The sequence below is a fragment of the Endomicrobiales bacterium genome (assembly GCA_023228045.1).
GTDB lineage: Bacteria > Elusimicrobiota > Endomicrobiia > Endomicrobiales > JALOBY01 > JALOBY01.
This window is the reverse complement of the sequence record JALOBY010000002.1, coordinates 73,081-97,521: the sequence shown is the minus strand read 5'-3', so window position 1 is coordinate 97,521 and position 24,441 is coordinate 73,081. Positions and strand designations below refer to the sequence as shown.

26 protein-coding genes and 1 tRNA gene are annotated in these 24,441 nt (G+C 37.4%); all 27 read right to left on the bottom strand.

Annotated features, from left to right (window positions below; all coding sequences use genetic code 11):
* Window positions 1–158: 158 nt before the first annotated feature.
* Window positions 159–932 (bottom strand): ATP-binding cassette domain-containing protein, encoded by a 774-nt coding sequence (locus M0Q46_01050; protein MCK9582200.1) that lies wholly within the window; start codon window positions 930–932, stop codon window positions 159–161.
* Between the two features lies 1 nt (window position 933).
* A complete protein-coding gene (locus tag M0Q46_01045; GenBank protein MCK9582199.1) occupies window positions 934–1,746 on the bottom strand; it encodes an ABC transporter ATP-binding protein in 813 nt (270 codons plus the stop codon).
* Window positions 1,747–1,749: 3 nt separating this feature from the next.
* On the bottom strand, window positions 1,750–2,550 hold the full coding sequence (locus tag M0Q46_01040) for an ABC transporter permease (protein MCK9582198.1): 801 nt from the start codon (window positions 2,548–2,550) through the stop codon (window positions 1,750–1,752).
* Window positions 2,547–3,524: an ABC transporter permease gene (locus M0Q46_01035; protein ID MCK9582197.1), complete on the bottom strand. Its 978-nt coding sequence runs from the start codon at window positions 3,522–3,524 to the stop codon at window positions 2,547–2,549. Before M0Q46_01035 ends, M0Q46_01040 begins: the two co-directional genes overlap by 4 nt.
* Window positions 3,525–5,165: a peptide-binding protein gene (locus M0Q46_01030; GenBank protein ID MCK9582196.1), complete on the bottom strand. Its 1,641-nt coding sequence runs from the start codon at window positions 5,163–5,165 to the stop codon at window positions 3,525–3,527.
* Window positions 5,162–6,451, bottom strand: a complete 1,290-nt coding sequence (locus M0Q46_01025; protein ID MCK9582195.1) for an insulinase family protein — start codon at window positions 6,449–6,451, stop codon at window positions 5,162–5,164. The genes M0Q46_01030 and M0Q46_01025 overlap by 4 nt, the downstream gene beginning before the upstream one ends.
* Entirely contained in the window at window positions 6,441–7,766 is a 1,326-nt protein-coding gene (locus M0Q46_01020) for an insulinase family protein (GenBank protein MCK9582194.1), read from the bottom strand. Before M0Q46_01020 ends, M0Q46_01025 begins: the two co-directional genes overlap by 11 nt.
* Window positions 7,750–8,109: a hypothetical protein gene (locus M0Q46_01015; protein MCK9582193.1), complete on the bottom strand. Its 360-nt coding sequence runs from the start codon at window positions 8,107–8,109 to the stop codon at window positions 7,750–7,752. The genes M0Q46_01020 and M0Q46_01015 overlap by 17 nt, the downstream gene beginning before the upstream one ends.
* Complete coding sequence (locus M0Q46_01010; GenBank protein MCK9582192.1) at window positions 8,106–8,633, bottom strand: hypothetical protein; 528 nt, start codon at window positions 8,631–8,633, stop codon at window positions 8,106–8,108. Before M0Q46_01010 ends, M0Q46_01015 begins: the two co-directional genes overlap by 4 nt.
* Window positions 8,630–8,911 (bottom strand): glutaredoxin family protein, encoded by a 282-nt coding sequence (locus M0Q46_01005; GenBank protein ID MCK9582191.1) that lies wholly within the window; start codon window positions 8,909–8,911, stop codon window positions 8,630–8,632. The genes M0Q46_01010 and M0Q46_01005 overlap by 4 nt, the downstream gene beginning before the upstream one ends.
* A gap of 63 nt (window positions 8,912–8,974) precedes the next feature.
* Complete coding sequence (gene amrB / locus M0Q46_01000) at window positions 8,975–9,781, bottom strand: AmmeMemoRadiSam system protein B (protein MCK9582190.1); 807 nt, start codon at window positions 9,779–9,781, stop codon at window positions 8,975–8,977.
* A gap of 141 nt (window positions 9,782–9,922) precedes the next feature.
* Complete coding sequence (locus tag M0Q46_00995) at window positions 9,923–10,210, bottom strand: DUF1232 domain-containing protein (protein ID MCK9582189.1); 288 nt, start codon at window positions 10,208–10,210, stop codon at window positions 9,923–9,925.
* A 242-nt stretch (window positions 10,211–10,452) separates the two neighbouring features.
* Window positions 10,453–11,484: a phospholipase D-like domain-containing protein gene (locus M0Q46_00990; protein MCK9582188.1), complete on the bottom strand. Its 1,032-nt coding sequence runs from the start codon at window positions 11,482–11,484 to the stop codon at window positions 10,453–10,455.
* Entirely contained in the window at window positions 11,484–12,344 is an 861-nt protein-coding gene (locus tag M0Q46_00985) for a hypothetical protein (GenBank protein ID MCK9582187.1), read from the bottom strand. Before M0Q46_00985 ends, M0Q46_00990 begins: the two co-directional genes overlap by 1 nt.
* Window positions 12,345–12,373: 29 nt before the next feature.
* Window positions 12,374–12,449, bottom strand: a tRNA-Arg gene (locus tag M0Q46_00980).
* Window positions 12,440–12,850, bottom strand: coding sequence for a tyrosine-type recombinase/integrase (locus M0Q46_00975; GenBank protein MCK9582186.1), 411 nt, complete (start codon window positions 12,848–12,850; stop codon window positions 12,440–12,442). Before M0Q46_00975 ends, M0Q46_00980 begins: the two co-directional genes overlap by 10 nt.
* 155 nt (window positions 12,851–13,005) lie before the next feature.
* Window positions 13,006–14,370: a beta-1,6-N-acetylglucosaminyltransferase gene (locus M0Q46_00970; protein ID MCK9582185.1), complete on the bottom strand. Its 1,365-nt coding sequence runs from the start codon at window positions 14,368–14,370 to the stop codon at window positions 13,006–13,008.
* Window positions 14,371–14,769: 399 nt separating this feature from the next.
* Window positions 14,770–15,687, bottom strand: a complete 918-nt coding sequence (locus tag M0Q46_00965; GenBank protein MCK9582184.1) for a nucleotidyl transferase AbiEii/AbiGii toxin family protein — start codon at window positions 15,685–15,687, stop codon at window positions 14,770–14,772.
* The gene (locus M0Q46_00960; protein MCK9582183.1) at window positions 15,684–16,286 is read right to left on the bottom strand and encodes a type IV toxin-antitoxin system AbiEi family antitoxin domain-containing protein; all 603 of its coding nucleotides are present in this window, start codon (window positions 16,284–16,286) and stop codon (window positions 15,684–15,686) included. The genes M0Q46_00965 and M0Q46_00960 overlap by 4 nt, the downstream gene beginning before the upstream one ends.
* A gap of 359 nt (window positions 16,287–16,645) precedes the next feature.
* Entirely contained in the window at window positions 16,646–16,909 is a 264-nt protein-coding gene (locus M0Q46_00955; protein MCK9582182.1) for a HEPN domain-containing protein, read from the bottom strand.
* Window positions 16,910–16,923: 14 nt separating this feature from the next.
* On the bottom strand, window positions 16,924–17,118 hold the full coding sequence (locus M0Q46_00950) for a hypothetical protein (protein MCK9582181.1): 195 nt from the start codon (window positions 17,116–17,118) through the stop codon (window positions 16,924–16,926).
* Complete coding sequence (locus M0Q46_00945) at window positions 17,103–17,636, bottom strand: nucleotidyltransferase domain-containing protein (GenBank protein ID MCK9582180.1); 534 nt, start codon at window positions 17,634–17,636, stop codon at window positions 17,103–17,105. The genes M0Q46_00950 and M0Q46_00945 overlap by 16 nt, the downstream gene beginning before the upstream one ends.
* Window positions 17,637–17,970: 334 nt before the next feature.
* The gene (gene def / locus M0Q46_00940) at window positions 17,971–18,480 is read right to left on the bottom strand and encodes a peptide deformylase (protein MCK9582179.1); all 510 of its coding nucleotides are present in this window, start codon (window positions 18,478–18,480) and stop codon (window positions 17,971–17,973) included.
* Between the two features lie 11 nt (window positions 18,481–18,491).
* Window positions 18,492–19,022, bottom strand: a complete 531-nt coding sequence (locus tag M0Q46_00935; GenBank protein MCK9582178.1) for a hypothetical protein — start codon at window positions 19,020–19,022, stop codon at window positions 18,492–18,494.
* Window positions 19,019–21,643, bottom strand: a complete 2,625-nt coding sequence (alaS, locus tag M0Q46_00930) for an alanine--tRNA ligase (protein ID MCK9582177.1) — start codon at window positions 21,641–21,643, stop codon at window positions 19,019–19,021. The genes M0Q46_00935 and alaS overlap by 4 nt, the downstream gene beginning before the upstream one ends.
* 186 nt (window positions 21,644–21,829) lie before the next feature.
* The gene (gene lipA, locus M0Q46_00925) at window positions 21,830–22,684 is read right to left on the bottom strand and encodes a lipoyl synthase (protein ID MCK9582176.1); all 855 of its coding nucleotides are present in this window, start codon (window positions 22,682–22,684) and stop codon (window positions 21,830–21,832) included.
* Complete coding sequence (gene polX / locus M0Q46_00920) at window positions 22,674–24,404, bottom strand: DNA polymerase/3'-5' exonuclease PolX (protein MCK9582175.1); 1,731 nt, start codon at window positions 24,402–24,404, stop codon at window positions 22,674–22,676. The genes lipA and polX overlap by 11 nt, the downstream gene beginning before the upstream one ends.
* Between the last annotated feature and the right edge of the window lie 37 nt (window positions 24,405–24,441).

The window sequence follows — 24,441 nt, the reverse complement described above, 5'->3', positions numbered from 1 at the left end:
TTTTTTTTGCATTCATGCTCCTTTATTGAACCGTTTCAATAAAAGAGTATCAAATGTTTTTACTTGTCGTCTATATTTAAGACTTTATCCCTTGTTTTTAGCAACACTTTTTGAGTATTATGCCCGAGATGACAAAATAAAAAAAACGGATGACAAGTTTAATCTCTTGTCATTTTTGGTATTGAGTCAATTAAGTTTTTTGTGTATGCGCATGTTGGATTATTTATCAATTCTTGTGTTTGACCTTGCTCTACTATTCTACCATCTTTCATTACAATAATTCTATCTGCAATGCTTGATGCGGCAGAAATGTCATGAGTTATAAAAAGTATTGCCATATTTTGACTATCTTTTAAAAACTTAAAGTAGCTAAGCAGCTGGTTTTGCATAGAAACATCTACCGATGATATTGCCTCGTCGGCAATTATAAGTTTTGGGTTTTTAAGCAGTGCGCGCGCAATGGCTACTCGTTGGGCTTGCCCGCCTGAAAGTTGGTGCGGGTATTTATATAGGCAAGTATTATCAAGACCAACAAGGTTTAAAACATGTTGAAGCTTCGGCGCGCGTTTATTTTTGGGTGTTGAAAGTATTGCCTCTTCAAGTGTTGTTTTAATGCGCATTCGCGGGCTAAGTGAGTTTGCTGGGTCTTGAAATATCATTTGAACTATTTTGGATAACTCAGTGGCAGTTATGATATTTGAGTTTTTTTCTTCTATTTCTATGCTTCCGTTGTCGGCTTTTACAAGCGCGCAAATTATTTTTGCCAGAGTACTTTTGCCAGAACCAGATTCCCCGACAATTCCAACTATTTCGCCATAATCTACAGATATTGTGGCGTTGTCTAACGCAGCAACAGTATGTTTTTCTGTGCCGAATATATTTTGTTGTTGAAATGTTTTTGAGATGTTTTGTAAAAATAATAACTTGTTCATTTTAGTTTGTGCCAATTTTTTTACCGAGCACCGGTGTTGAGTTTATAAGTAGTTTTGTGTAAATATTTTGTGGTTGCAAAAATAATTGGGGTGTGTCTTGCAGTTCTATAATTTTGCCGTTTTGCATTATTGCAGTGCGCTGGCTTCGTTTAAAGGCGAGCGCGAGGTTATGCGTTATTAAAAGTATAGACATATTTAGCTTTGTTTTAAGAGAATCCAAGAGGTCCATTATTTCTTTTTGTGTGGTTACATCTAACGCGGTTGTGACTTCGTCGGCAATTAAAATTTGTGGGTTGTTGCATATTGCCATTGCAATTGCCACGCGTTGCCTTTGCCCGCCTGAAATTTGGTGCGGGTAGGAGTTAAATATTCTTATACTTTCTTTTATTGAGCAAATCTCAAGAGTTTCTAAAGCCAGATTAATAACTTCTTTATTGGATAGCTTTTTGTTGTGAGCTTGAATTGTTTCGGTTATTTGTAGTCCAATGGTTAGGACCGGGTTTAATGATGAATATGGGTCTTGAAAAACCATTGCAATTTTACCGCCGCGCACAGTGCGCAGAATATTTTTATTTACTGCAAGCAAATCTAAGCCCTCAAATAAGATATTACCTGAGGTTATTTTACCGCCAAAGTTGTTTATTAGTCCCAATATCGCAAGTGCCAAGGTGCTTTTGCCAGAGCCCGATTCCCCAGCTATGGCGAGTGTTTGCCCTGCTACAATGTCAAGGGTAACATCATCAAGGGCCTTGAGCACGCTGCCATCAAATTGAATGTAGGTTACTGATAGGTTTTTGATTTCTAAAATATTCATAAATTATTTTTTAGGGTTTAGCTTCTCGCGAATTCCCTCGCCAAGCAAATTAAACGAGAGCACCGTAATTAGTATTGCAACGCCCGGAAAAACTGAAAGCCACCATGCAATGTGTATGTATTCTTTGCCGGCACTTAATATTTGCCCCCAAGAGGCATCGGGCGGCTGTACCCCAAGCCCAAGGAACGATAACCCCGACTCTGCAAGTATAGCATCGCCAACACCAAGTGTTGCCGCAACTAAAATTGGACCAATTACATTTGGCAATATATGCATTAAAAAAATTCTTGTTTTGCTTGTGGCAAGCAGTTTTGAAGCGTTTATAAAATCGCGTTGTTTTATGCTTAGTACTTCCGCACGCACTATTCTTGCAAGGCCCGGCCATGCGGTAAGGCCAATTACAATTATTACATTTAGTATGCTTGGCTCTAAAAAAGCAAGTACCATTAGCAATAGAAAGAAAGTAGGAAAACACAGCATTACATCTACAAAACGCATTAAAATTGAATCTGTGACGCCGCCGAAATAACCGCTTAACATTCCAATAAGTGTGCCAAGGGTTATGGCTATCAGCACCGCAACTATGCCAACGCTTAGGGATATTCGCGCGCTATAAAGCATTCGTGATAAAACATCTCGCCCGAGGTCATCGGTTCCAAGAATATGCTTTGACGACGGAGCTTTTATGCGTTCTGTTATGTTTTGCTCGTCGGGGCGTTTTGGAGCAATGAGAGGGGCAAATGCTCCAAGTAAAATTAATATGACTATGCAAAGCGCTCCCAATAGGGCAAGTTTATTTTTCATTTTCCACCATGCCTTATGCGAGGGTCTGCAATAAAGTAGGATATATCGGCAAGCAGGTTGCCAATTAGTGTAAGAAACGCAGCAATAGTGGCGGTTGCCATTATTACAGGGTAATCTCTTGCCATTATTGCCTCAAAACCAAGACGCCCCATTCCGGGATAGGCAAATATTGTTTCAAATATAAAACCCCCTCCAATTAGTGCCGGCAACGATAGGCCTGCAATTGTAATTATTGGAAGTAGTGCATTTCTTAAGGCATGCCTGAAAATTATTTTATTTTCGCTTAATCCTTTTGCGTAAGCAGTTTTTATAAAGTTTTGGCTAAGTGCCTCTATCATACTTGTTCGTGTGTAGCGGGCAAGTGATGCCATGCCGGTTAGAGCACTTGCACATACGGGCAATATTAGGTGTTTTGATACATCTAAAACTTTATCTATAAAGTTTAAATCCGAGTAATTTATTGAGTGTAACCCGGATATTGGCAGCCACCCCAATTTTAAGCCAAAAAGCAGCATAAGCAATAACGCAAACCAAAAAGCTGGCATTGCGTAGCCGATAAAAACAAAAAATGTTAATGCTTTGTCGGTAAGTGTGTTGCGTTTGATTGCGGAAATTACCCCAATAGGTATTGCGATTGCGAAAATTAAGAACAATGACAAAAAGTTTAAAAGTAAAGATGCCGGCAAGCGTTCAAATATTTTTTTAATGGCTGGGCGGCCATCTTTAAATGAGTCGCCAAAATCTAACTTGGCCACTCTTTTAAGCCAAGAGAAATATTGTTTGTACCATGGTTTATCTAACCCGTAAAGTTTTACAAGCCGTTCGTGCGTTTGAGATGATGCTTTTAGGTTCATATCGGTTGCTAAGCTGGCTGGGTTACCAGGCGCAAAGTGCATTGCGGCAAAGGTGATTATAGTGATGCCTATCAAAATAGGCACCATTTGAAGCAGGCGTTTTAGAATATATGAAAACATTTAATTGTCCCCGGAAAGTTTGTATTTTTGATTTTCTTTTGGTGACCACCAAAAATTACTGTTCCAACCTAACCCTGCAGGCGCAACTTCGGGGCCGATAAAGCGTTTATGTATTACGGGCATTGCTTGCGGGTAATAGAGAAATATGTATGGCAGGTCGTCGGCAAGGATTTCGTGTATTTTATTGTAAATTACTTTTCTTTGGGTGATGTTGAATGTTTCCCTGCCTTTGTTTAATAATTTATCAACTTCCGGGTTATTATAGCTGACAAAGTTGTATTGGTTTTCCCCTGTCATTTTAGAGTTCCAGATAACAAACTGGTCTGGGTCGCGAGATAGGCTCCAACCTAAAAGCACGGTGTCAAAGTCCTTTTTGTTTATAAATTGCGATATAAAACTGCTCCACTCAACTATACGGATGTTTACTTTTATACCAATTTTTTTAAGCTGTGCCTGAATTATTTGCGCGCTAAGTTCGCGCACTTTGTTGCCTTGGTTTGTAATTATGCCAAACTCAAACCTTTTATTGTTTTTCCACAAATAGCCATCGGTTGGGTTTAGTGTGTACCCTAATAATTTTAGAAGCTTTAAGCTGTAAGATGGGTCGTAAGGATAATCTTTTACTTTGGTGTTAAATGCCCAGTGCTGTGGCACGAATGGGCCTGTTGCAGGGGTTCCCATGCCAAGCAACACGCCGTCAATTATCTCTTTTTTGTTTATTGCATAAGCAAGTGCCTTGCGTATGGTTTTGTTGTTAAATGGTTCTCTTGTAAGGTTGAAGCCCAAATATACATAAGAAAATGACGGGTAGTTAAATTTGTTGTAATTAGTAAAAAATTCAGGGTATGAATTCCACTGGTCGGGAGAAAGTGACATTTCGTCAATATTGTTTTGGCGCAGTTCAAGAAATTGTACCGATTGGTCGGGTATTATTCTGAAATAATATTTTGATATGTAAGGCCTGCCTTCAAAATACTTTTCATTTGCTTTAAGGGTTATTTTTTCGTCGGTTTTCCAATTTTGAAATATGTATGGGCCGGTGCCTATTGGTGCACGGTTTGCAGGGTTTATATTTATGTCGGTGTTTTCAAATATATGCTTTGGTATTATTCCCATCATCCACGATTCAAGCGCACCGGCAAATGTTTTTGAGTATTCAATTTTTATTGTGTATGGGTCTATAACTGTGAATTTTTTAACTAATGTGTAATCGGCACTGTATGGAGTTTTAACGGTGGGGTCTATTAGTTTTTCGTATGTGAATCTAACATCGTTAGCTGTAAATGGTTTGCCATCGTGCCAAGAAACATTTTTGCGTAAATTAAAAATTATTTCTTTCCCGCTTTTTGAAACGCTCCATGAGCTTGCAAGGTCGCCTACAATGGTCAAATCTTTATTGTATTTTAGTAAGCCGTTAAATATGTAGGAGTTTATTTGACCTGATGATGAGTCCTGCGATAAGAGTGGATTTAATATGGTTGCATCGCCAAGCATTGCGGAAACATAAGCATCGCCTGTGTTTGGTTTGCGGTCTTTTGCGACGGAGTAATCTTTTTTTGTGTTGTTAACGCCGCATGATTGCAAAAATAATATGGCAAGTAAAAGTGTAGAAATAATCTTTATATATTTGGAATAACTCATTTAGGAACCACGGTTACTATAACTCTGTCTTGTGTGAAGTATTTTGTTGTTGCCTCAGTGAGGTCTTTGGCATTTATATTTGAAAGCTCGTCAATGTATTTCTGGTCGTAAGCAAAACCTTTTCCAATCATTTCCCAATACCCAAGGTACCACCCTTCTTTTGCAATTGTTTCGTGGTCCATTGAATATATACCTTTTAGGTAATCTTTTGTTTCTTCAAGTTCTTTATCGGATATGCCATTAGTTTTAATGAAATTTAGCGCGTCATCAATTTTTTCAATTGTTTTGTTTACATTTTCTTTGTCAACTCCGGCATAAATTGAGAACCTGCCAATATCTTGCATAGATGGATAACTTGAGTTTATTTCGTAGCATACGCCAAGTTCTTCGCGAACTTTTGAGAATAGTACCCCGCTCATACGGCCGCCGAGGTACACATTTAATAATTTTAACTTTAAAAAGTCAGATTGGTTTATTTTGGGAGCAGGATAGCTAATTATTAAAAATGCCTGTTTAAATTTGCTGCTTTCAAACTCGGTTTTTGACGCCTTTGGAATAGTAGCTTCTGTTCTTGTGGTTTTAGTCGCACTTTTTGGTATTTGGCTAAAGTATTTTTCGGCCAAGATTTTTGCTTCATTTGCGCTGACATTTCCGGTAATTACAATTAAAGCATTGTCTGCTGTGTAGTTTGATTTGTGCCAGTTGATTATGTTCTCTTTTGTAAAAGTTGATGCGGTTTCTTCTTTACCAATTTGCGGCCATGAATATGGGTGGGTGCCATAAAAAACTTTTAACATTGCGTCGTTTGCAGTTAAGTGAATTGAGTCCTTTCTGCTTTTTATGTCGGCAAGTATTGATGAGCGTTCTTTTTCAATTTCAAGCTCGTCAAAGGCAGGGTTTAAAACCGCATCTGTAAGCAAACTAAGGGCTTTTTCAAAGTTTTTATCTAAAAGGGTTATGCTTATTGTGCTAAAGTCGTAATCGGTGCTGGCGGAGAAGTTTGCGCCTAATGATTCTATTTGGTTTGCAAACTCCTGAGCGTTTAAATTTCTTGTTCCTTGTTGTAAAAGTATTTGTGTGAAGTTTGCTAACCCTGCCTGTTCTGGTTTTTCTGAGGCGGTGCCGGTTTTTAAAAATAACCGTATTGAAACTATGGGGTGTTGAGTTGTTTGTTTATAAATCACTTTTATACCGTTTGTTAGCGTAAAGCTTTCCATATTTCCCTCCGCAAGCGCTATTTGAGGCAAGAGCATTGCACATAGTAAATAAATTAATCTATTTTTCATTTTGTTTCGGCACTATTGCTACACTCGTGAAATTTTTGTTTAAATAATATTTTTTAAGCAGGTTCGTTATATCATCTTTTGTTACATCATTTATACCGCTGATATAACTGTCAATTATCCATGGGTTGTTAATTGTATATAAGTAGCCAATTAAATCGGCTTGGTCGGAAAATTTCTCATGCGCCAACGCATGCTCGGTAGTTATCATTTCTTTTGCTTTAGCCAGCTCATTGTTGGTTGGGCCATTATTCATAAGTAAGCTAATTTGGTTTTTAATTTCAGATATTACTTTTTCTTTATTTTGTGGTTCAAGAATTGCCCATAAAACAAATGCCCCGTTTGAAATTTGCGCCCAGTAAGAAGTTTCAATTGCATAGACAGTTTTGTCTTCTTCACGTAGTTTACGATAAAGGCGCGATGAACGCATACCGCCAAGTATTGATGCGGCAACTTCTGCGCTAAATTGTTCTTTGCTGCTTGCATTTGGCCCCAGAAAGCCGCCAATCCAGTAGGTGTGCTCTACATCTTTTTGTATTGTTTTATCTTGTTGTTTTACTTTAACATTTTCTAATTTCTCATTAGAAAATGAACGCTTTTTTATTGTGCCAAAGTATTTTTCTATTGCTGTTTTTGCTTCATCTGTTTTTACGGCTCCGACTATAACCAAAGTTAGGTTTTCTGGTGCATAATGAGTGTGATAGTATTTTGTGATTTCTTCTTTTGAAACATCTTGAATTACTTTTTTTGTTCCAAGAACACGGTGGGCATAAGGTGTATTTATAAATATTTTCTCGCAGTAAAGGTCGTACAATAAACTTTGAGGGTTGTCTTCGTGTAATTTCATTTCTTGTAAAATAACATTTCTTTCTTTTTCTATTTCATTACCTGGAAATGCGGCGTTTTCCATAGCGTCGGCAAGAATTTCTACAGCTGTGGTAAATTCTTTGTTTGGCAGGGTTATGTAATACTCTGTAAATTCTTTAGAAGTTGCCGCGTTTAAATATCCGCCTTTTGCCTCTACAATGCGGCTTATGGCATCACCGGGGAATTTTTTTGACCCTTTAAAAATTAAATGCTCAAGAAAATGCGACAACCCGGCAGTGTTTTGTGATTCATTTATTGAGCCGGTTTTTACCCAAACTTGTACTGATACAATCGGGTGTGATAAATCTTCTTTTATTACGGCGGTTAGTCCATTTTTTAGTTTAACTTCCATGGGTTTATTCATTGTTTGTTTATCCTGTGCGTATATTATTGGTGCGTTTAGTGAAAACAGAAGAATTGGAATTGAAATTACTTTAAGATAATTTTTCACGGCTTTCTTCTTTTGTGCTTTTTTTTGCATCAAGAAATAAATCCAGAATTGCATAAGCCCACAAAGCCGCAAACAAAACATTGTAAACTTTCAATGCGTTAGGTTGATTTTCCGCTACGAATTGAAAGAAATTTAATGGATTATGCTTAAGTAACTCTATTTCTTTTTGGCCCAAAATGCCCGACAAGTAAAGCGCAAGCCCAAAGGTTATTAAGGCAGATGCAAGAATGAACATAATTGCCTTTTTATACCTAAAAATTAACAAATGCCCTATGCCAGGGCCTAATAAAACAGTGATTACCATGGCAAGAAAATAGCGTATCCTTAGAAATGTGTTTGTCATAGGAAATGCTCGAACCTTTCTTTTTTAGCTTTGCAAATAGGGCAGGTTTCAGGCGGGGTTTCTCTGGCGCATAAGTAGCCGCAGATCTTGCAGCGCCAGATTGGATATGGCAGCTTTACTAAGTTTGCAACTTTTTTTACATCTACTGTTCTTAATGGTTCAACGCTAGTGTGTTTAATGTGTAAATTATGGTTTTTTCCCCTTCTTTCAGGAACTGGTACTGTCTCTTTTTTACCATTAAATACATCTTCACTTACATATAACGCGCAGTAACATGCCCCATAATTGCTTATATCGTCATCTCTGTAATCACAAGGGCAGATAATGTCCAGGTCTTTTTCTTTGTTAGCAGTTGCCAGGCGGCAAGGACACGACATATATCCATAGCGGTTTTGATTTATTAACAAAGCTTGTACAAGGTCTTTTGCAAAATTGGCATCGGAATTTATGCGATAGCCAAATTTTTCGGCATCAACTACTAATGTTTTGTGCAGTTCTTCTACATCTTCTTTTTTAGGGATCATATACCTAATTTACCTCTTATTTCCTGTGGTTTAAAACCAACAACGCAATCTTTATTATCAATTACAAGTGTAGGAAATGATTCCCTCGGGTTAAAAGTTGCAAGAGTTCTTAGTGCTTCTGCTTGGTTGTCATCATCCAGCAGATCTATATAAATAAACTCATAGGCAACGCCAAGGTCTTCTAAAAGTTGCTTTACTTTCTTACACCAAATACATGTGCTTAAGGCAAAAAGTGTAAGTGCTTTAATATGTTTGCCTTCAACTTTTGTAGTATGCATTTGCCTCCCAAAAAATCTATAAGTGAATTTAGATATATAAAAGCATTACTCCGTCTGATTATATCAAAGAAAAAGCATTCCGGCATAGCTAACAACTTCACTTGTACTATTAGTTACGGTGCCTGAGTTGTCATAGGCTATTAATTTTGCTTCTTTTGCGCCAAGTGCTTTTGCGGCAGTTATAGCAACCGCCACAGGTCCACTACCACACATAGAAATGTTATTTTCTTCTACAGTTTTAAGTAATGCGGCGGCATTTAGAGATAACATATCGTTTATTGCAAGTGTGTCTAATGTTTTTGCTTGTTGGACTGAGATATAATGGCTCATATCTGACGACGCAAGTATGAGTACTTTTTGGTTTGCGTATTTTTCTTTTATTATTTTAGCTATTGATAGAGCGAGCTTTGTGCATAGCTCTAAACTATAGTTTGCAAGTGTTATTGGCACTATTTTGGCACTTGGGTTTATGTATTTGATAAATGGTAATTGTACTTCAATAGAGTGTTCTTGGCTATGGGCGGTTGTATCGGGTGTAATTGATTTATATTCATTGCACAGGTGGGATACAAACTCTGCGTTTACGGATAGGGAGCCAATAGGGGTTTGCCAAGAACCGCTTGGATAGATGCTGACTTGTGGCCCGATGCCGGTATGGTTTGGACTAATTATGATGTATGTATCAGCAGGCGACATAGCGGAAAATACAGAGCCCGCAACCTTGCCAGAATAAATCCAGCCGGCATGAGGCACCATAGCTGCAATGACATTTGTTTTCTTTGTTGTGCTCGTTAAATAAGCACCAATAGCTTTTTTGGATGTAGGATACCAGCTTCCAGCAAACAATGCGTTTCGTTTTGTTAGTATCATAATTTAATCATTAAAAAATGGGCCACTTTAATGTGCTTTAATAAGATTAGACCCATTTCTATTATTTTACACAAGTAGATTGTAAAGTGAATTCCCCCACAGTTTACATGGAGAGAGAGTTAATTTTCAGAATCAATACTTTTAGATACTGTCTTTCAGTAAATTTCGATGTTCGTTAATAATCTCAGAGGGGGTAAATTTTAGAGCAAGATATATAAAAAATGGAACAATGACAGCATCATCAAGATGTCCTATCACTGGAATAAAGTCGGGAATTAAGTCAAAGGGTAACAGCAAATATCCAATCCCTATTCCAAAACACACCTTTGCGACGATAGGAGTTCTTTTATCTTTAAAGACATTTTTGTACAATCGCAATTCAGTCTTTAACCGTTTGCTTATAGTTATTATTTTTTCTTTAAAGGACATATCTACTCCTCAGAATAACCCCAAAATACTTCCTTGATTTTTGAATACGGACAACGAATTTCTGAGTAGCATTTCCGTTAGTAGAGCAGTCTTTGTTAGGGCATTTTATTGTTATTACCATACCTCACCTTGATTGTGACCCAATGCACAAAGATTTTTAAGTTGAAAGATCGGTCTTTAAAAATAAATCTGTTATTTTATATAGTTAATCGCGGGTTTAGAATACTTAAATAGCCCAATTTTTAATCATTAAAACCTTTGGAGTTTCCCCAGATATTTTCAAAGTAATTTTTAAATTTGTTTATTGTTTGAGGGTTTGTTGTGAAAATATTTGCCTCTGTGTTTAGGGCTAAACTTTTGTAGTTCCAATTTGCTGAGCCGACAAATGCGCCATTGTCTATTATTGCCAATTTGGCATGTGAAATTTGATAGGGGCTTTCAAACTTTACAATTACCCCATTTTTAGCAAAGTATTCGGCGGTGTTTTGGTTTGCCCAATTAAGTTGCTCATCAAAATCACTTTTTTCAAGAATTATTTTTACGGTAATTCCGCGCTTTGCCGTTTCAATTATACTATGCGCAATTTCGTTTGATGGACTGTTTGGGTATTTATCGTAAACTCTGAAATCGTACATTAAAATTGATACTTCGTTTTTGGCATTGTTTAATTTCTCAATTAATGAATTCACATAGTTTTCTTTTATTAGCACGAAGGGCTGCGGGTCTGTACCGCTGATTACAAATTTTTGCAGAGAGATAGCTGTAGCAGTGTCAACAATAAGCAGATTGGTTTCGTTATTTTCCTCAAGCGACATGTATGATAAATTAGTTGAGCCAAGTAGTGCTGTTTTGCTGTCGGAAATAATAAGTTTTATGTGGTTATAAGTTTCGTTTGAATCTAATGTTGTTTTTATGCCAAGTTTGTTTAACTCTTTAGCCATAAACTCATTTTCATCAATTGAGTTTTCAAGCAAAACACTTACCAAAACATTTCTTTTAAGGGCTGTTTTGAGTGCGTTGGTTATTTGTGTTGTAGCATTGTCGTTTTTGTAATAAAGCTGAGAAATCAGCACACTTTGTTTTGCCGAGTTAATTAGTTCCAAAGCTGTTGAAAGGTAGTTGTTGTTTAATACAGCAATAGCCGACTGATTATTTTGTTGTATTTTTGCAGTTTGTGCTATAGGGCTTTTGCTGCAGCTGAGCGTAAATAGAAATAAAAATAGGAGTAATAGCTGATATGGCAAAATATTGGTTTTATTTTTAAGTAGTTTCATTAAAGTTCCTGTACCCAGCCGTTTGTTATGCCAAACTCCTCTAAAGCTTGTGTGGCTGAAGAATACTCTTTTGTAGTTATTTTTCTGTTTAATTCTTTGTACTTAAAAGCATTATATGCAGGGTGATATTGCGCCATAAAACTTACAAATGTATCTTTAGAAATTTTATTTGCAATAAAGCGTATAACTTCTTTTGTGCCGGATATATTTTTAGGTAGAAGCAGGTGGCGGATAATTAACCCTTTTGTTGCAATGCCATTTTTGTTTATTTTAAGTTTCCCAACTTGACGGTGCATTTCAGTAAGGGCTTTTTTGTTTATTTGCCAGTAGTTGTTTGCGTTTGAGTATTTTTTTGAGTTTGTGTTTTTTGAATATTTTGCGTCAGGTAAATAAATATCTATAAGGCCGTCAAGTGCTTTGAGTGTTTCAACACTGTCATAGCCGTTTGTATTATAGACAACTGGAATTTTAAGGCCTTGCAGCTTTGCTTTTTTAATTGCTATGGCAATTTGCGCGCTAATGTGTGTGGGTGTTACCAAATTTATATTATGCACGCCTTTTTGCTCTAACTCAAGCATAATTTCTGTGAGTTTTTTTATATTGCAAGGTTTTCCATTGCCAAGCTGGCTTATTGGGTAGTTTTGGCAGAAAACACAGGAAAGATTACAGTTTGCAAAAAATATTGCTCCAGAACCATTTGTGCCAGAAATTGGCGGCTCTTCACCATGGTGCACATTATAGCTTGCTACGCTAAAATCAAGCCCGGTTTTGCAATATCCGGTTTTACCTTCAAGGCGGTTAACTTTACAGTTTCTTGGACATATATTACACGATTTTAAACGAGAGATTAGAATAGACATAGGGTTTGAAAGATTTGTTTTGCAAAGATTGGTGCGCCCGCCCGGAGTTGAACCGGGACGACTGGCTTCGGAGGCCAGTGCTCTATCCAATTGAACTACGGGCGCATATTGCTTGAATTTACATGCATATTCACGATATCAGGATTTATAATTATACTCTTTTTTTCTGCGTTTGTGACCATTTTGTGACCATTTTTTTTCGTGTGTCCGATTGTTCCCGTTTGTTTTGAACACAAACGTTCAACAGCATTCTTCTTGGAAGTCTCTCCCACATGTGCATATCTCAATACCATATCTATTGTTTTATGCCTTGCCAATTCTTTGAGTATTATCAAATCAGCGCCTTTTTCCCTATCCCAGGTCATAAAAGTATGCCTTAGATCGTGAAACCTAAAATCCTTCAAACCAGATTGTTTTACTGCCTTGTGCCAAGCATAAATGAACTGAGAATATTCGTTAGGCTTCATGTGTCTGCTATATGTTAAACCATTATCATCACAAAACACAAGCGGATTATTAGTTTCCCGCTCTTCCTTCAATCTACCCAAAAGGTCTTGAACGATTTGTTAGGCTTTTAATAAGTTTCTGCCCCTATTTTCCAGCACTTCAGCGACTGATTAGGCAAAAAGATTCGAGAAAAAGGTTCCCTTTCCTCCAATTATTAGTTCACTATCACTACATTGCTTATTTTAACAGAAGTTAAAGGCAAATCAAAATTTGTTTCTACAATGTCTAAAATGTTTGCGTCAATATTGTCATCAAATTTTCGAGCAAACAAATTGTCGCTTAATAGAAGAAAATCAATGTCGTCTTTTGTAAGAGTTTTTGGGCGTAGTTTGATTTTTCCACTTGCGATTAAAGATTTAGTATCACTCTCCGTAAGGGTTTTCGAGCGAAGTTTAATGCCTATATCTGGTATCCAAATGATAGCTCTTTTGTCATCATTTATTATTTTTCCGTTAAATGAGGTATTCATCATCACTGTCTGAAAGAACGATTCATCTGGTATTAACGTATGAAGATAGTAATCCTCAAACTTTTTCACCTCACCACTATTACAAATGAATTCACAACATTCCCTTGTCAAAATCTTCCATTGTCCTCCAATGTAGGAAATAACATCTTTAAGATACGCCCTTTTGTAAGGAACTCCCGAAAACCCAGTGTCTGTTTCTACAAAATAATTTTCAATGCGGTTCATGGTTTCTGGTCTATCCATAGCCTGATTTGCAATTTTGATAAAATTATTCCCCTTGTTTTTACCAAGAAAATCACGAATAAAATCTTGGGATTTAAGCGGAAAATCTTGTCCGCTAAGGTTGATAAAAAAATCCCATTCAGCATTGATATCTAAAAGGTATTTGATGCCACTTAATTCAGCTTGAACCATACTATATCCGCCCCAAACTACATTCTCACTCTCTAGCATATATGCGTTTAAAAAATTCGCTAGAAAATTTTGAATGTCGTCATAAATTTCTAAGCTATTTTTTTTGTCTAAATGGATTAAATAGTAATTTTCTGGGTGGTAAATGGCTTTAAAAAGTCTTTTAAACTGTTCGGGAAAGCGATGGATCAAAATGAAGTAGGCAATCCGTATTTGTCCACTTGGGGCATCAAAATTGAATTTTTCTTTTTGTGTTGAAATAAGTTGTTCGGTCATATTTTCTTTTGTTGTCATTCCCCGATTATTTAGCGATGGTGCAAAACAAAGCTGTGTACGCATGCCAAATTCTTTTCTAGTGATGTCAGAGCTTATTTTATTGATTTTTTCATTAAAGTCTTTTACTTCTTGTTGTGATAGTTGCCTTTCCTTAGTAATCTCGGAAAGGCTAAACAGACAATATATTAAATCTTCTACAGCAACATTGAAATCATGAAATAGCTGAAAGAAATCTTCACTCCATTTTACAGACCAGTTATTTTTGTTTTCTAGTCTATTTGATATTAATATCCCAACAATAACGATGGTGATGGGGATGATAATAATTTTAACAGTTGCGACAATAATACTTAATATATTCATTGTACTTTCCTTTGTCTAACATCCGAAATCAGCTGCGCCGCAGAGCGGCGTCAGCTGGATTGATTTGTTAGATATGCAATATAAATTATCTATTTGATAATGAACTCATTAAACTTTCTTCTGTTGAAAATAATGTATAAGCATTAATGTTCATTGAATCAAGTTTTCTGAGAAAGTTCTTTTGTTCTGCTTTGGGCGGAATTATTTTTCGATTTTGTCATAAAATCGCAAAGGAGTTATGTACAAGTTCCGGCCCATCGGATTGCGTCAAACTATAGATTACGTCGTATTCTCAAACACTTATCTATTGTTTTGCCCCATATTTGCAGCAAAATGTCCTAAGGCAATGTCCAATAATGTCCTATAGTTTTGCGGCAAACATAATGGATAGCTCATGAGCTACTTATGCCATGGCCCTGGAGCCTTCCATGATTTATCAAACTCTTGGCCTTTATTTATTGCGTCCAAGGGCTGAATAAGAAAATCCTCAATTTCTTTAGCTATAGCAGACAGTTTTTCCGGTACATGCTTAATACCCGACTTATTTATAAATGTTTCCCATAGTATTTGCCTATCAGAATTATTATCATATATTTGTTCTGCAAATATAGGTTTATGCGCAGGCATGGTTGTTTTGCGATGAGTAAAAGTAGCTCTCAGCGCTTCAGCCAATACTTGGCCCTTAAAATTGAACTGGCGGATCATAATCCAAATATCATAGAAATCTTTCATTCGACTATTTAGCAGGTCAAGTTTAACCATAGCTTCAAATTTTTCACCAATAACGCTTTCAGTAGTATACCCTTTGAGGTGAGGAGCGGGTAGATCCAATAATGCCGGATAATCTATGTTTACTGGTTTTGGATAAACAATATCACCAAAACCTACATCTATTTGCATGGATATTCTGGAACGCTCTAGAAAAACAATAAATTTAACTCTTACTCCGGAATAATCGGCATTCTCCCTTATTTTATGCCCTACGACAGTTTCAGGATCGAATTTCAATCCATCATTGACTACTTTTTCGCGGCAAACTTCTTTTATCACCTTAATAATGCTGTCTACCTGATTATCATGTCGAGACAAAAAATCTATGTCAAGAGTTGCTCTGCGGTCCGGAACCTGCCAAACCGTAAACATTAAAGCACCTTTTAGAACAAACTTTTTGGAATATTGGGATTGACCGAATCTATAAAGAAAACGCTCCATGGCATAATACTGCATTACTTCAGAGATTTGTCTATTAGTTTCCTTGGCTTTATTTATCAGTTGACCTCGAATAGAGGCTGGTAAGTTTTTTATTTCTTTTTTCATAGCATTGCTTCCAATATAGGCTGAATTATACTGTTTACACGGCAAATCTTTGCGAAATGCATAATATCATTAGGACTAATTTTTTTGTCAATTATAGCCGTTTTAAGGGCCGCCCTTGCGACATCTATACCTATCTTGTTCCTAAATTTAAAACAATCAACAACTGTTTTTGCAAGGTTATAAACTTTTATTTTACGACCGTCTATCTCATGGGTATCGATACCAGCCGACCATGCTTTACTGGAGAACATATAATATCTTACTGGAGGATATTCGATTTTATTTGCACGAGTTCCGCGAAGAATAGCAATATTAACATATTTTGGGATTTCAACAGTAGCTTCATGGAATGAAAGCGCTGAAATAAGGCATATTATCCCATTCGGCGCCTGAAGTGATGCGGTTATAAGATCTGGATGAGATGAAGGAAAACTACTGATAAGCTGGTAAAGCCCTTTGCCAATCTTTTCCACCTCGCCACTTTCTACGAGCATAGCAATTGAGTCTGAATGAAAACCAGCCTTAAGAATAGCCGAAAACCTGGCTGCCCCGCCTTTTTGTTGAATAAATTTAATAAGCGACTTTACTTTTGGCGACATCTTATCTCCGTATATTTTGTATGCACTTGTTGATAAGTGTATACAAAATACACGACAATGTCAAATACAAGTAATATTTATTATTGCTTACTATAATATACCCTTACCATACTTATAGATGCATATATAAATAATATCAAAGGCAAGATACATCTGAATGAAAAGGAAGGCACTTAAATGCTTGTTAGGCACTAAAAAACAAAGGAGTGGTACTTATTCTTCATGGGCAATTAATTTTAATATCTTTTGCTGGTTTGTGGAAAGTTTTTCTCCGACCCATCTTTCTTGACCTTTTTGCACATCCTCTTCCTGCTTCTTCGTATGTTGGCTCGGGAAGCACCCATTCTTTACTTTGGAATTCAAATATCTTTATGTAAAATGTTCTTCGATTTCTTTAGCATTTCACGAGCTGATTCTATTACAGATTCTGCGCCTTCTTTGGAAAACTCAGAATGATAATCAGCTCCCTCTCTAAGTGCCATGGCTTCATGGAATTCCACTATTAGTTTTTCATCAAGCATTTTAGGCCCTACGAATAGCGCGCGCAATGCAACCAGTAGATAATAGTGACTTTTCTCCCTGTACCCTGCCGAATAGATTAAAGCCCGGGCACAATGAAACATTGCATAGTATGCGGTTAATGAAACATTGCATAGTATGCGGTTATAGTGGCGTACTTGTATTTTTTGTTCTTGAAACGGTCAACTGCTTCATCCAAATCCTGCAAGGAAGCAGCGAGTTCATCTTTCACCAGCTTAACAGCATCTGGAAAATGAACTATTCTTTTTCGTTCAAGGCCTGCTTGGAAGTCTAAATTTACTGCTTTTCCCATAGGATGTTTCCGCTAAGTACTTCCTTATAAAATACCGCATTTGTCTTTTTTGTTTTTATCCAATCGTTCGGTGTCACTATTATTGGCTGAATGTTTTCACGCATACCGCTCTTTAACAGTATCTCATTAACCTTATCCTTCTCGCTGGTTAAGACGAACAAGTCATAATCGCTTTCTTTCCTGTTTTCACCTTTAGCAGCGCTTCCAAATAGGATAATTTGCCTGGCATAGGGTTTGATATCTTCTATTAAATTATCCAATTCTGAAAGCGTTAACACGGTTTTCAATTGTTTAATTAAGGCGGATCCAGCATTGACGCTATAGTAATTCATTCTGCCCCGATTACTCTTTTCAATGAGACCAACCTTCGCAAGCTCTATAAGCGCGCGATTCGTTCCCGAACGACTCATCTTAGCCAGGTTAGCTATCTGACGGTCATAAAACTGCTCGGAAGGATGCGAGAGCAGAAAGGCGAGAACCTTTTGATGGTTGGTAAAGAAGAGTATATTCTTTTTCATAAGTGTCCATTATATGGGATTTGTGTCTATTATATGGGATTTAGCTGTACTTGTCAAGCCTGGTTCGCTCATTAACTTGTGACCGATTTGTGACCACTTTAATGTAAAACACTATAAAACCCTGGCAAACGCTATGTAAGCATTTCCGTCAATAGATCGATTATATCGTCGAGGTAAAATCGTGTTCGGAGGCCAGTGCTCTATCCAATTGAACTACGGGCGCATTTATTGATTTCCCCGCCTTTGGCGGGGTCAGCCTCGGGCTGATTCCTTTCATTTGGAATGACAACAGTAAGACATAACAACGCTAAAACAATTTATTTTCAATGACCAGTTAATTGTGATTTATTACAATATTTTTTCTTCTAAAAATATCAGTTTTAACCGAAGCAACCCTATCTAAGAAAAGCAGGCCATCTAAATGGTCTATTTCATGCTGAAAAACTACCGCTTCAAAACCCTGTGCGGTAAAGCTGATTTTTTTATTGTTTTCATCATGCGCTTCAACTTCAATTTTATCGGAGCGCCAAACATTTCCAGTTAGTTCCGGTACGCTTAAACACCCCTCTCTGCCAAAACGCCTGCCCTCTGATTTTATAATTTTTGGGTTAACTAAAACGCTAAAACCGCGGTTTGGAACGCTTTTGCGATATAGTGAAACATCTACAACAATAATTCTTGTGAGCTCGCCAATTTGCGGAGCCGCAATGCCAACGCAACCAGTGTTTGCCCGCATGGTTTGCGCTAATTTGTCAATAACTTTGTATGTTTGTTGCGTAAACTCATTTATCGCAATAGACGGAGTTTTAAGTATAGGGTCAGGAATTGTTAATATTTTTTGCATAAATATGCGCATTAAAGTTCTGGTTCTTCTGCCTGATGTGCACTTATGGTTACCCCAAGCTTTTTTGCCACTTTAGGAATATCGGCAAGCATTTTTTTCTCTTTTGCAACTGGAAGTAAAATTTCTATAAACATAACATACGCCTTAGCACTAAGGGTTGTTTGTACATCTGTAATGTTGAACTTGTTTTTTGCTAAGTACGCGCTTGTGGCATAAACAATGCCGGGTTTGTCGGCGCCATAAACGGTTATGATATATTTCTTGCCTTTTTGAGTTTTTGTATTAACTGGTTCTTTTGAGATGTCACGCACTAAAACTGATAAAGCATTTTTTTTTGCAGTTGCCTCAATTGTTTTTTTGAGTGCCAAAAATGAGTTAGAGGTGCCAAGACGAACTATTAAAATCATGGCAAATTCATTTCGTAATTTTGTCATTGATGATTCTTCTAAATTACATCCCGCATCAAAAAGCGCTTTTGAAACTGCCGCAACGATTCCCGGGCGGTCTTTTCCGATAAAAGATAATGCCAAGTATTTGCTCATTGTATTGTCTCCGCAAGTTTGTTTAACACCTCTGAAATTTTTGAAGTATCTTTTCCTCCGCCTTGAGCAAAGTCGGGTTTGCCCCCGCCTGCACCGCCAAGTATAGCAGAAATATTTTTAGCAACTTTTCCCGCGCTAAAACCACCATCTTGAGCCGCTTTTGTGGCAAGTACCATAAAGCCAACTTTACCTTCGGTAACATTAAGTGCAATCGCAACACCATCCGTTATTTTTTCTTTTAACTTTTCAAGTGCCATACGCAACGATTGATCGTCTAAATCTTCGTAACTGCATGCGACAATTTTTATTCCTCTGGCTTCAACTATTTTTGAAGTGTCGCTACTGCCTGACCCAGATGCTATTTGAGCTTTCAGTTTTGAAACTTGTTTTTCAAGGTCTTTAGTTTGTGTAAGTATTTTTTCTACCTTCTGAGTTAATTGCTCAGCAGGGGTTTTTAAAAGAGCTGAAACACTTTCTATAGTGCTATCTTTACGGCGTAAATACTCAAGTGTTGCAGTGCCTGCAATTGCTTCAATTCTTCTTGTTCCGGACGAAACAGAGTATTCGGAGGTTATTTTGATAAGTCCGATTTCACCTGTGTTTTTTACATGAGTTCCGCCGCAAAGCTCAATGGAGAAAGCATTTTGCACTGATTTGCCAACACTAACCATTCGCACGGTTTCGCCATATTTTTCGCCAAAAAGTGCCATTGCGCCTGCTTTTCTTGCCTCCGCAATGCTTTGTTGCGTACAGGTAACAGGTAAGGCCGCTAAAACTGCTTCGTTTGCAATGTCTTCTACAAATTTTAATTCCTGTGGTTTTAATGCCGAAAAATGCGCAAAGTCAAAACGCAAACTCTCAGGAGTAACAAGCGAGCCGGCCTGTGTTACATGGGTGCCAAGCACGCTACGCAAAGCTTTATGCAATAAGTGAGTTGCCGTGTGATGGCGAGAAGTATCAATGCGTAACTTCTCATTTATTTTTACATTTACAATAGATAATGCTGAAGCAGAACCCTTAATTGAGAGCACTTTGTGCACAATAAGGCCGCCTGTCGGTTTTATTGTGTTTGTAACTTGCAATATAAAATCTTTTGACGAAATTTCACCGCTGTCACCTGCCTGGCCGCCGCTTTCAGCGTAAAAAGGAGTTTTATCTAAAACTACTTCCGCACTTTCGCCTTGTTGCAATATAGAAACAACTTTTCCATCTTTAATAATTTTCAGAATTTTTGCGTTGGAAATTTCGTTTTGGTCGTAACCAACAAATTCGCTGTCTCCGAGTTCTTTGTTTATTGAAGAGTAAAATGTTGTATCTTTTTCACCCGAGCCGCTCCATGCCGCGCGAGACATTTCCTGAGCATTCTTTTGTGCGGTTAAAAAAGCTATTTCGTCAATTAAAAGATCGTTTTCATCGGCAATTTCTTTGGTTAGTTCAAGCGGAAAGCCATAAGTGTCGTATAGGCGAAATACTTCTGCGCCATCAAGCGTATTGATTTTTTTTGTTTTGTACTTCTTTATTGCCTCGTCTAATATTTTTATTCCAGAATCCAGAGTTGTAAAAAACTTTTCTTCTTCCATTTTGACAATGGTTGCAATGTTTTCCTTTCGTTCGTTAAGTTCAGGGTATGCGTTGCCCATAAGTGAGAAAACTGTATCAACCATTTTGTAAAGAAATGGCTCGTTAATTCCAAATAGACGACCCTGGCGCACAGCACGGCGCAGTATTCTGCGCAATACATATCCGCGACCTTCATTTGACGGTAGTACCCCATCGCAAATCAATAGCACAACTGCTCTTGCGTGGTCTGCCATCATACGCAGTTTGGGCAATGTTTTCTTATTTATTTCGGTATTTGTAAGTTCCCTGAGTTTTTCTATCAGGGGCAGAAAAAGATCGGTTTCAAATACATTTTTTTTGCCATTAACTAAGGCGCAAAGCCGTTCAAGCCCCATTCCTGTGTCTATATTTTTCTTTGGCAGATTTTTTAGTGAGCCGTCTGCTTGGCGGTCAAACTGTGTGAAAACCAGGTTCCACACTTCAAGATAGCGGTTGCAGTCGCATGCCGGGCCACATGTCGGCTTGCCGCAACCCATTTCCGGGCCTAAGTCAATTAAAATTTCTGAACATGGACCGCACGGCCCTGTGGGCCCCATATTCCAGAAATTTGTATCTTCACCCATTTTTGTAATTGTTGCGTTTGGGGCAACACTCTTCCAAATTTCTGCCGCTTCATTATCATCTTTATAAATTGTGGGAAAAAGAATTTCTTGTGGTATGCCCATTTCACTGGTAAGAAAGTGCCATGCCCAGCTTATTGCTTCTTTTTTGAAGTAATCGCCAAATGAGAAATTACCGAGCATTTCAAAAAAAGTAAGGTGGCGGTTTGTGTTGCCGACATTTTCTATATCAGAGGTTCTAAAGCATTTTTGGCACGAGATTGCGCTTGTAAATTTGTCTTTACTTTGCCCAAGAAAATGTTTTTTAAACTGTACCATACCAGCCGATGTAAAAAGCAAGCTGTTATCGCCCGTTGGAATAATTGAGTCGGACTTTACAATGGTTGCGCCTTTTTTTACAAAGTAATCCAGGTATTTTTTTCTAATTTCATCTGTTTTCATTTTTTTAGTTTCCCTTGTTGCTATTCTATTTATATATTTTTTAGTATTTAGTAGCTAAATGCAATTAAGCTAAAAACAACATATTTTGTTTAGGAATATATTGTTTATATTATACAAAATTACTTGAATGTTTTATTTTTTAATTCTTTTATAGCAGTTGAGGTGTATAATAATTTATTGCATAAATTACTTAGGGTTAGTAGCAATTTTGTAACTTGTTTCCGCAAAATAAGAGCTTCTGACAAATGTGCCGCTTGCGCATGATTTAAAACCAATTTGAAGTGCCATATCTTTATAGTGTACGAATTGTTCATCGGATATTTTTTCTTTTACAGGGTAACTTGTTTTTTGTGGCGGGTAGTATTGGCCGATTGTTACAATTTCACATCCTGCATTTTTTAGGTCTGTTAATGTGGTTAACACTTCCTTAGCAGTTTCCCCAAGCCCAAGCATTATGCCCGATTTAACTAAACAACCAAGTTCTTTTGCAGTTTGTAAAACTTTTAAGGAACGCTTATAATTTGCCATTGAGCGCAAATGAGGGTATAGGCGTTCTACAGTTTCTATATTATGCGCAAAAACATCAGGGTTTGCATTGCAGACGGTTTTTATTGCATTGATATCACCCTTAAAATCAGGGACAAGAACTTCCACTTTGCACTCTGGCAGAGTTTTTTTTATGGCTGTAATTGTGTTTATAAAGTGTTGTGCCCCGCCGTCGGGCAAATCGTCTCTTGTGACGGATGTTATTACGACAAAATTTAAGTTCAACTCTTTTAGGGTGTCTGCTATTTTTTGTGGTTCCTTTTCATCTAATGCATTTGGTTTATTGTTGTCTATTGCGCAGAACGAACAGTTTCTTGTACAGGAATTACCAGCTATTAAAAAACTTGCAGTTTTGCGCTTGAAACATTCTCCAATGTTTGGGCATAACGCGCTTTGGCATACTGTGTGCAAAGAATTCTTGCTAAGCAGGGCTTTTATATTCTGAAGTTCTGCAAGATTTATTCGTTTTTTGGGAAGTTTAACTTCAACAACCATTTAAGTACTCCAAAAGTTCGCTGTATGTTTTTGAGTTTATGACATTGTCTTTAGAAATCCACCCTCGTTGTGCTGTATAAACACCATAACTCATATTGGTTAGCTCATCAGCGCTATGTGAGTCGGAACCAAGGGCAAGCATTACCCCAACTTCTTTTGCGCGTTTTGAGTGTATGTCACAAAGGTCTAAACGGTCGGGGTAGCAGTTTATTTCTAACATTTTTTTGTTTGTATGTGCTTCATTAATAACTTTTTCAATATCTAACGCGTATGGTTCGCGTTTATTGATTAAACGGCCTGTGGGATGGGCAATGCAGTGCACGAAAGGGTTTTTTATAGCTGAAATTATTCTATTAGTTATTTGTTCTGAGCTTTGTTTAAAACCTGTATGAATTGCCGCAACTACAAAGTCCAACTTTTTTAATACTTCATTGGGGTAGTCTAATGTACCATCTGAGAGAATATCAACTTCACTGCCGCAAAGAACTTTTACTTTTGAATTTCCTCGGTTAAACTCTTTTATCTCATCAATTTTTCTTTCAAGTTTCTTTATGTCTAAGCCGTTTGCAACTTTTAGCGATATTGAGTGATCTGCAAGCACTATCCATTGATAATCTAGTTTTTGGGCTTTTTGTGCTATTTCCTCTATTGTACTTTCCCCATCGCTGTAAGTTGTGTGTGCGTGTGTGTCGCCAAGAATATCGGTAAGCTTGAGTAGTTGTGGAAGTTTATTTTCTAATGCGGATTCTATTTCTCCGCGGTTTTCGCGCAATGGCGGCGGAATATACTGCATTTTAAGCGTCTTGTAAATATCTTTTTCGCTGGCACAAGGTAATGGTGTGTTTTTATCAGTGAGTTTATAGAGTCCATATTCATTTAGTGTAAGTCCGAGTTTGTTTGCTCTTTCGCGTAAAACAACATTGTGTTCTTTTGAACCTGTAAAATATTGAAGAGCGGTAGCAAAGGAAGTTTGTGGTACAACGCGCAAATCTACTTGTATGTCGCTTACAAGTTTTACTGATGTTTTTTTTGTGCCTTTGACAATTACGGTCTGAACCTCTGGTAGGTTTGTAAATAGATTTATTATTTCTTCTTCAGAACCGATTTTTACGGAACAAAGAATATCTATATCGCCTATGGTTTCCTTGTATCTGCGTAAAGAGCCGGCGATGGATATTTCTAAAACTTTTGGATTTTGCTTAATTATTGATAGGAGGTTTTCGGCATTTTCAAGCGCATAGGAGAGTAATGTGCGTCCTGAGTATTTTTTGTGGTTTGCAATGCTTTGCAGTATGTTTTGCTGGCTCTTTTGTCCAAAACCATCAAGCGTACTTATTTTATTTTGCTCTGCAGCGCTTTTAAGCTGTTCTAATGTGGTTATACCCAGCCCATCTTTCAGCAAAATTGCTCTTTTTGGGCCTACGCCCTCTAATGCCATTATCTCTAAAATACTGTCAGGGAAGCGGGTTTTTAGTTCGTCGTAGAACTCAATTTTGCCGCTTGAAAGGTATTCGGTTATTTTTTCTGCTATGCTTTTGCCAATTCCGGGAAGTTCTAAAAGTCTGCCATTTGCCGCAAGCTCTTGCACACTAAGCGTTAAAGTGTCTAACAATTGTGCCGCGTGCTCGTATGCACGAATTTTAAAAATACTTTCGCCATCAAGCGCCAAAAGCTCAGATATTCCTAAAAATATTTTTGCTAATTCTTTATTCGTAGACATTGTTAGTTTTTCGTGTGCTTAATTGCGTTATTTTGAG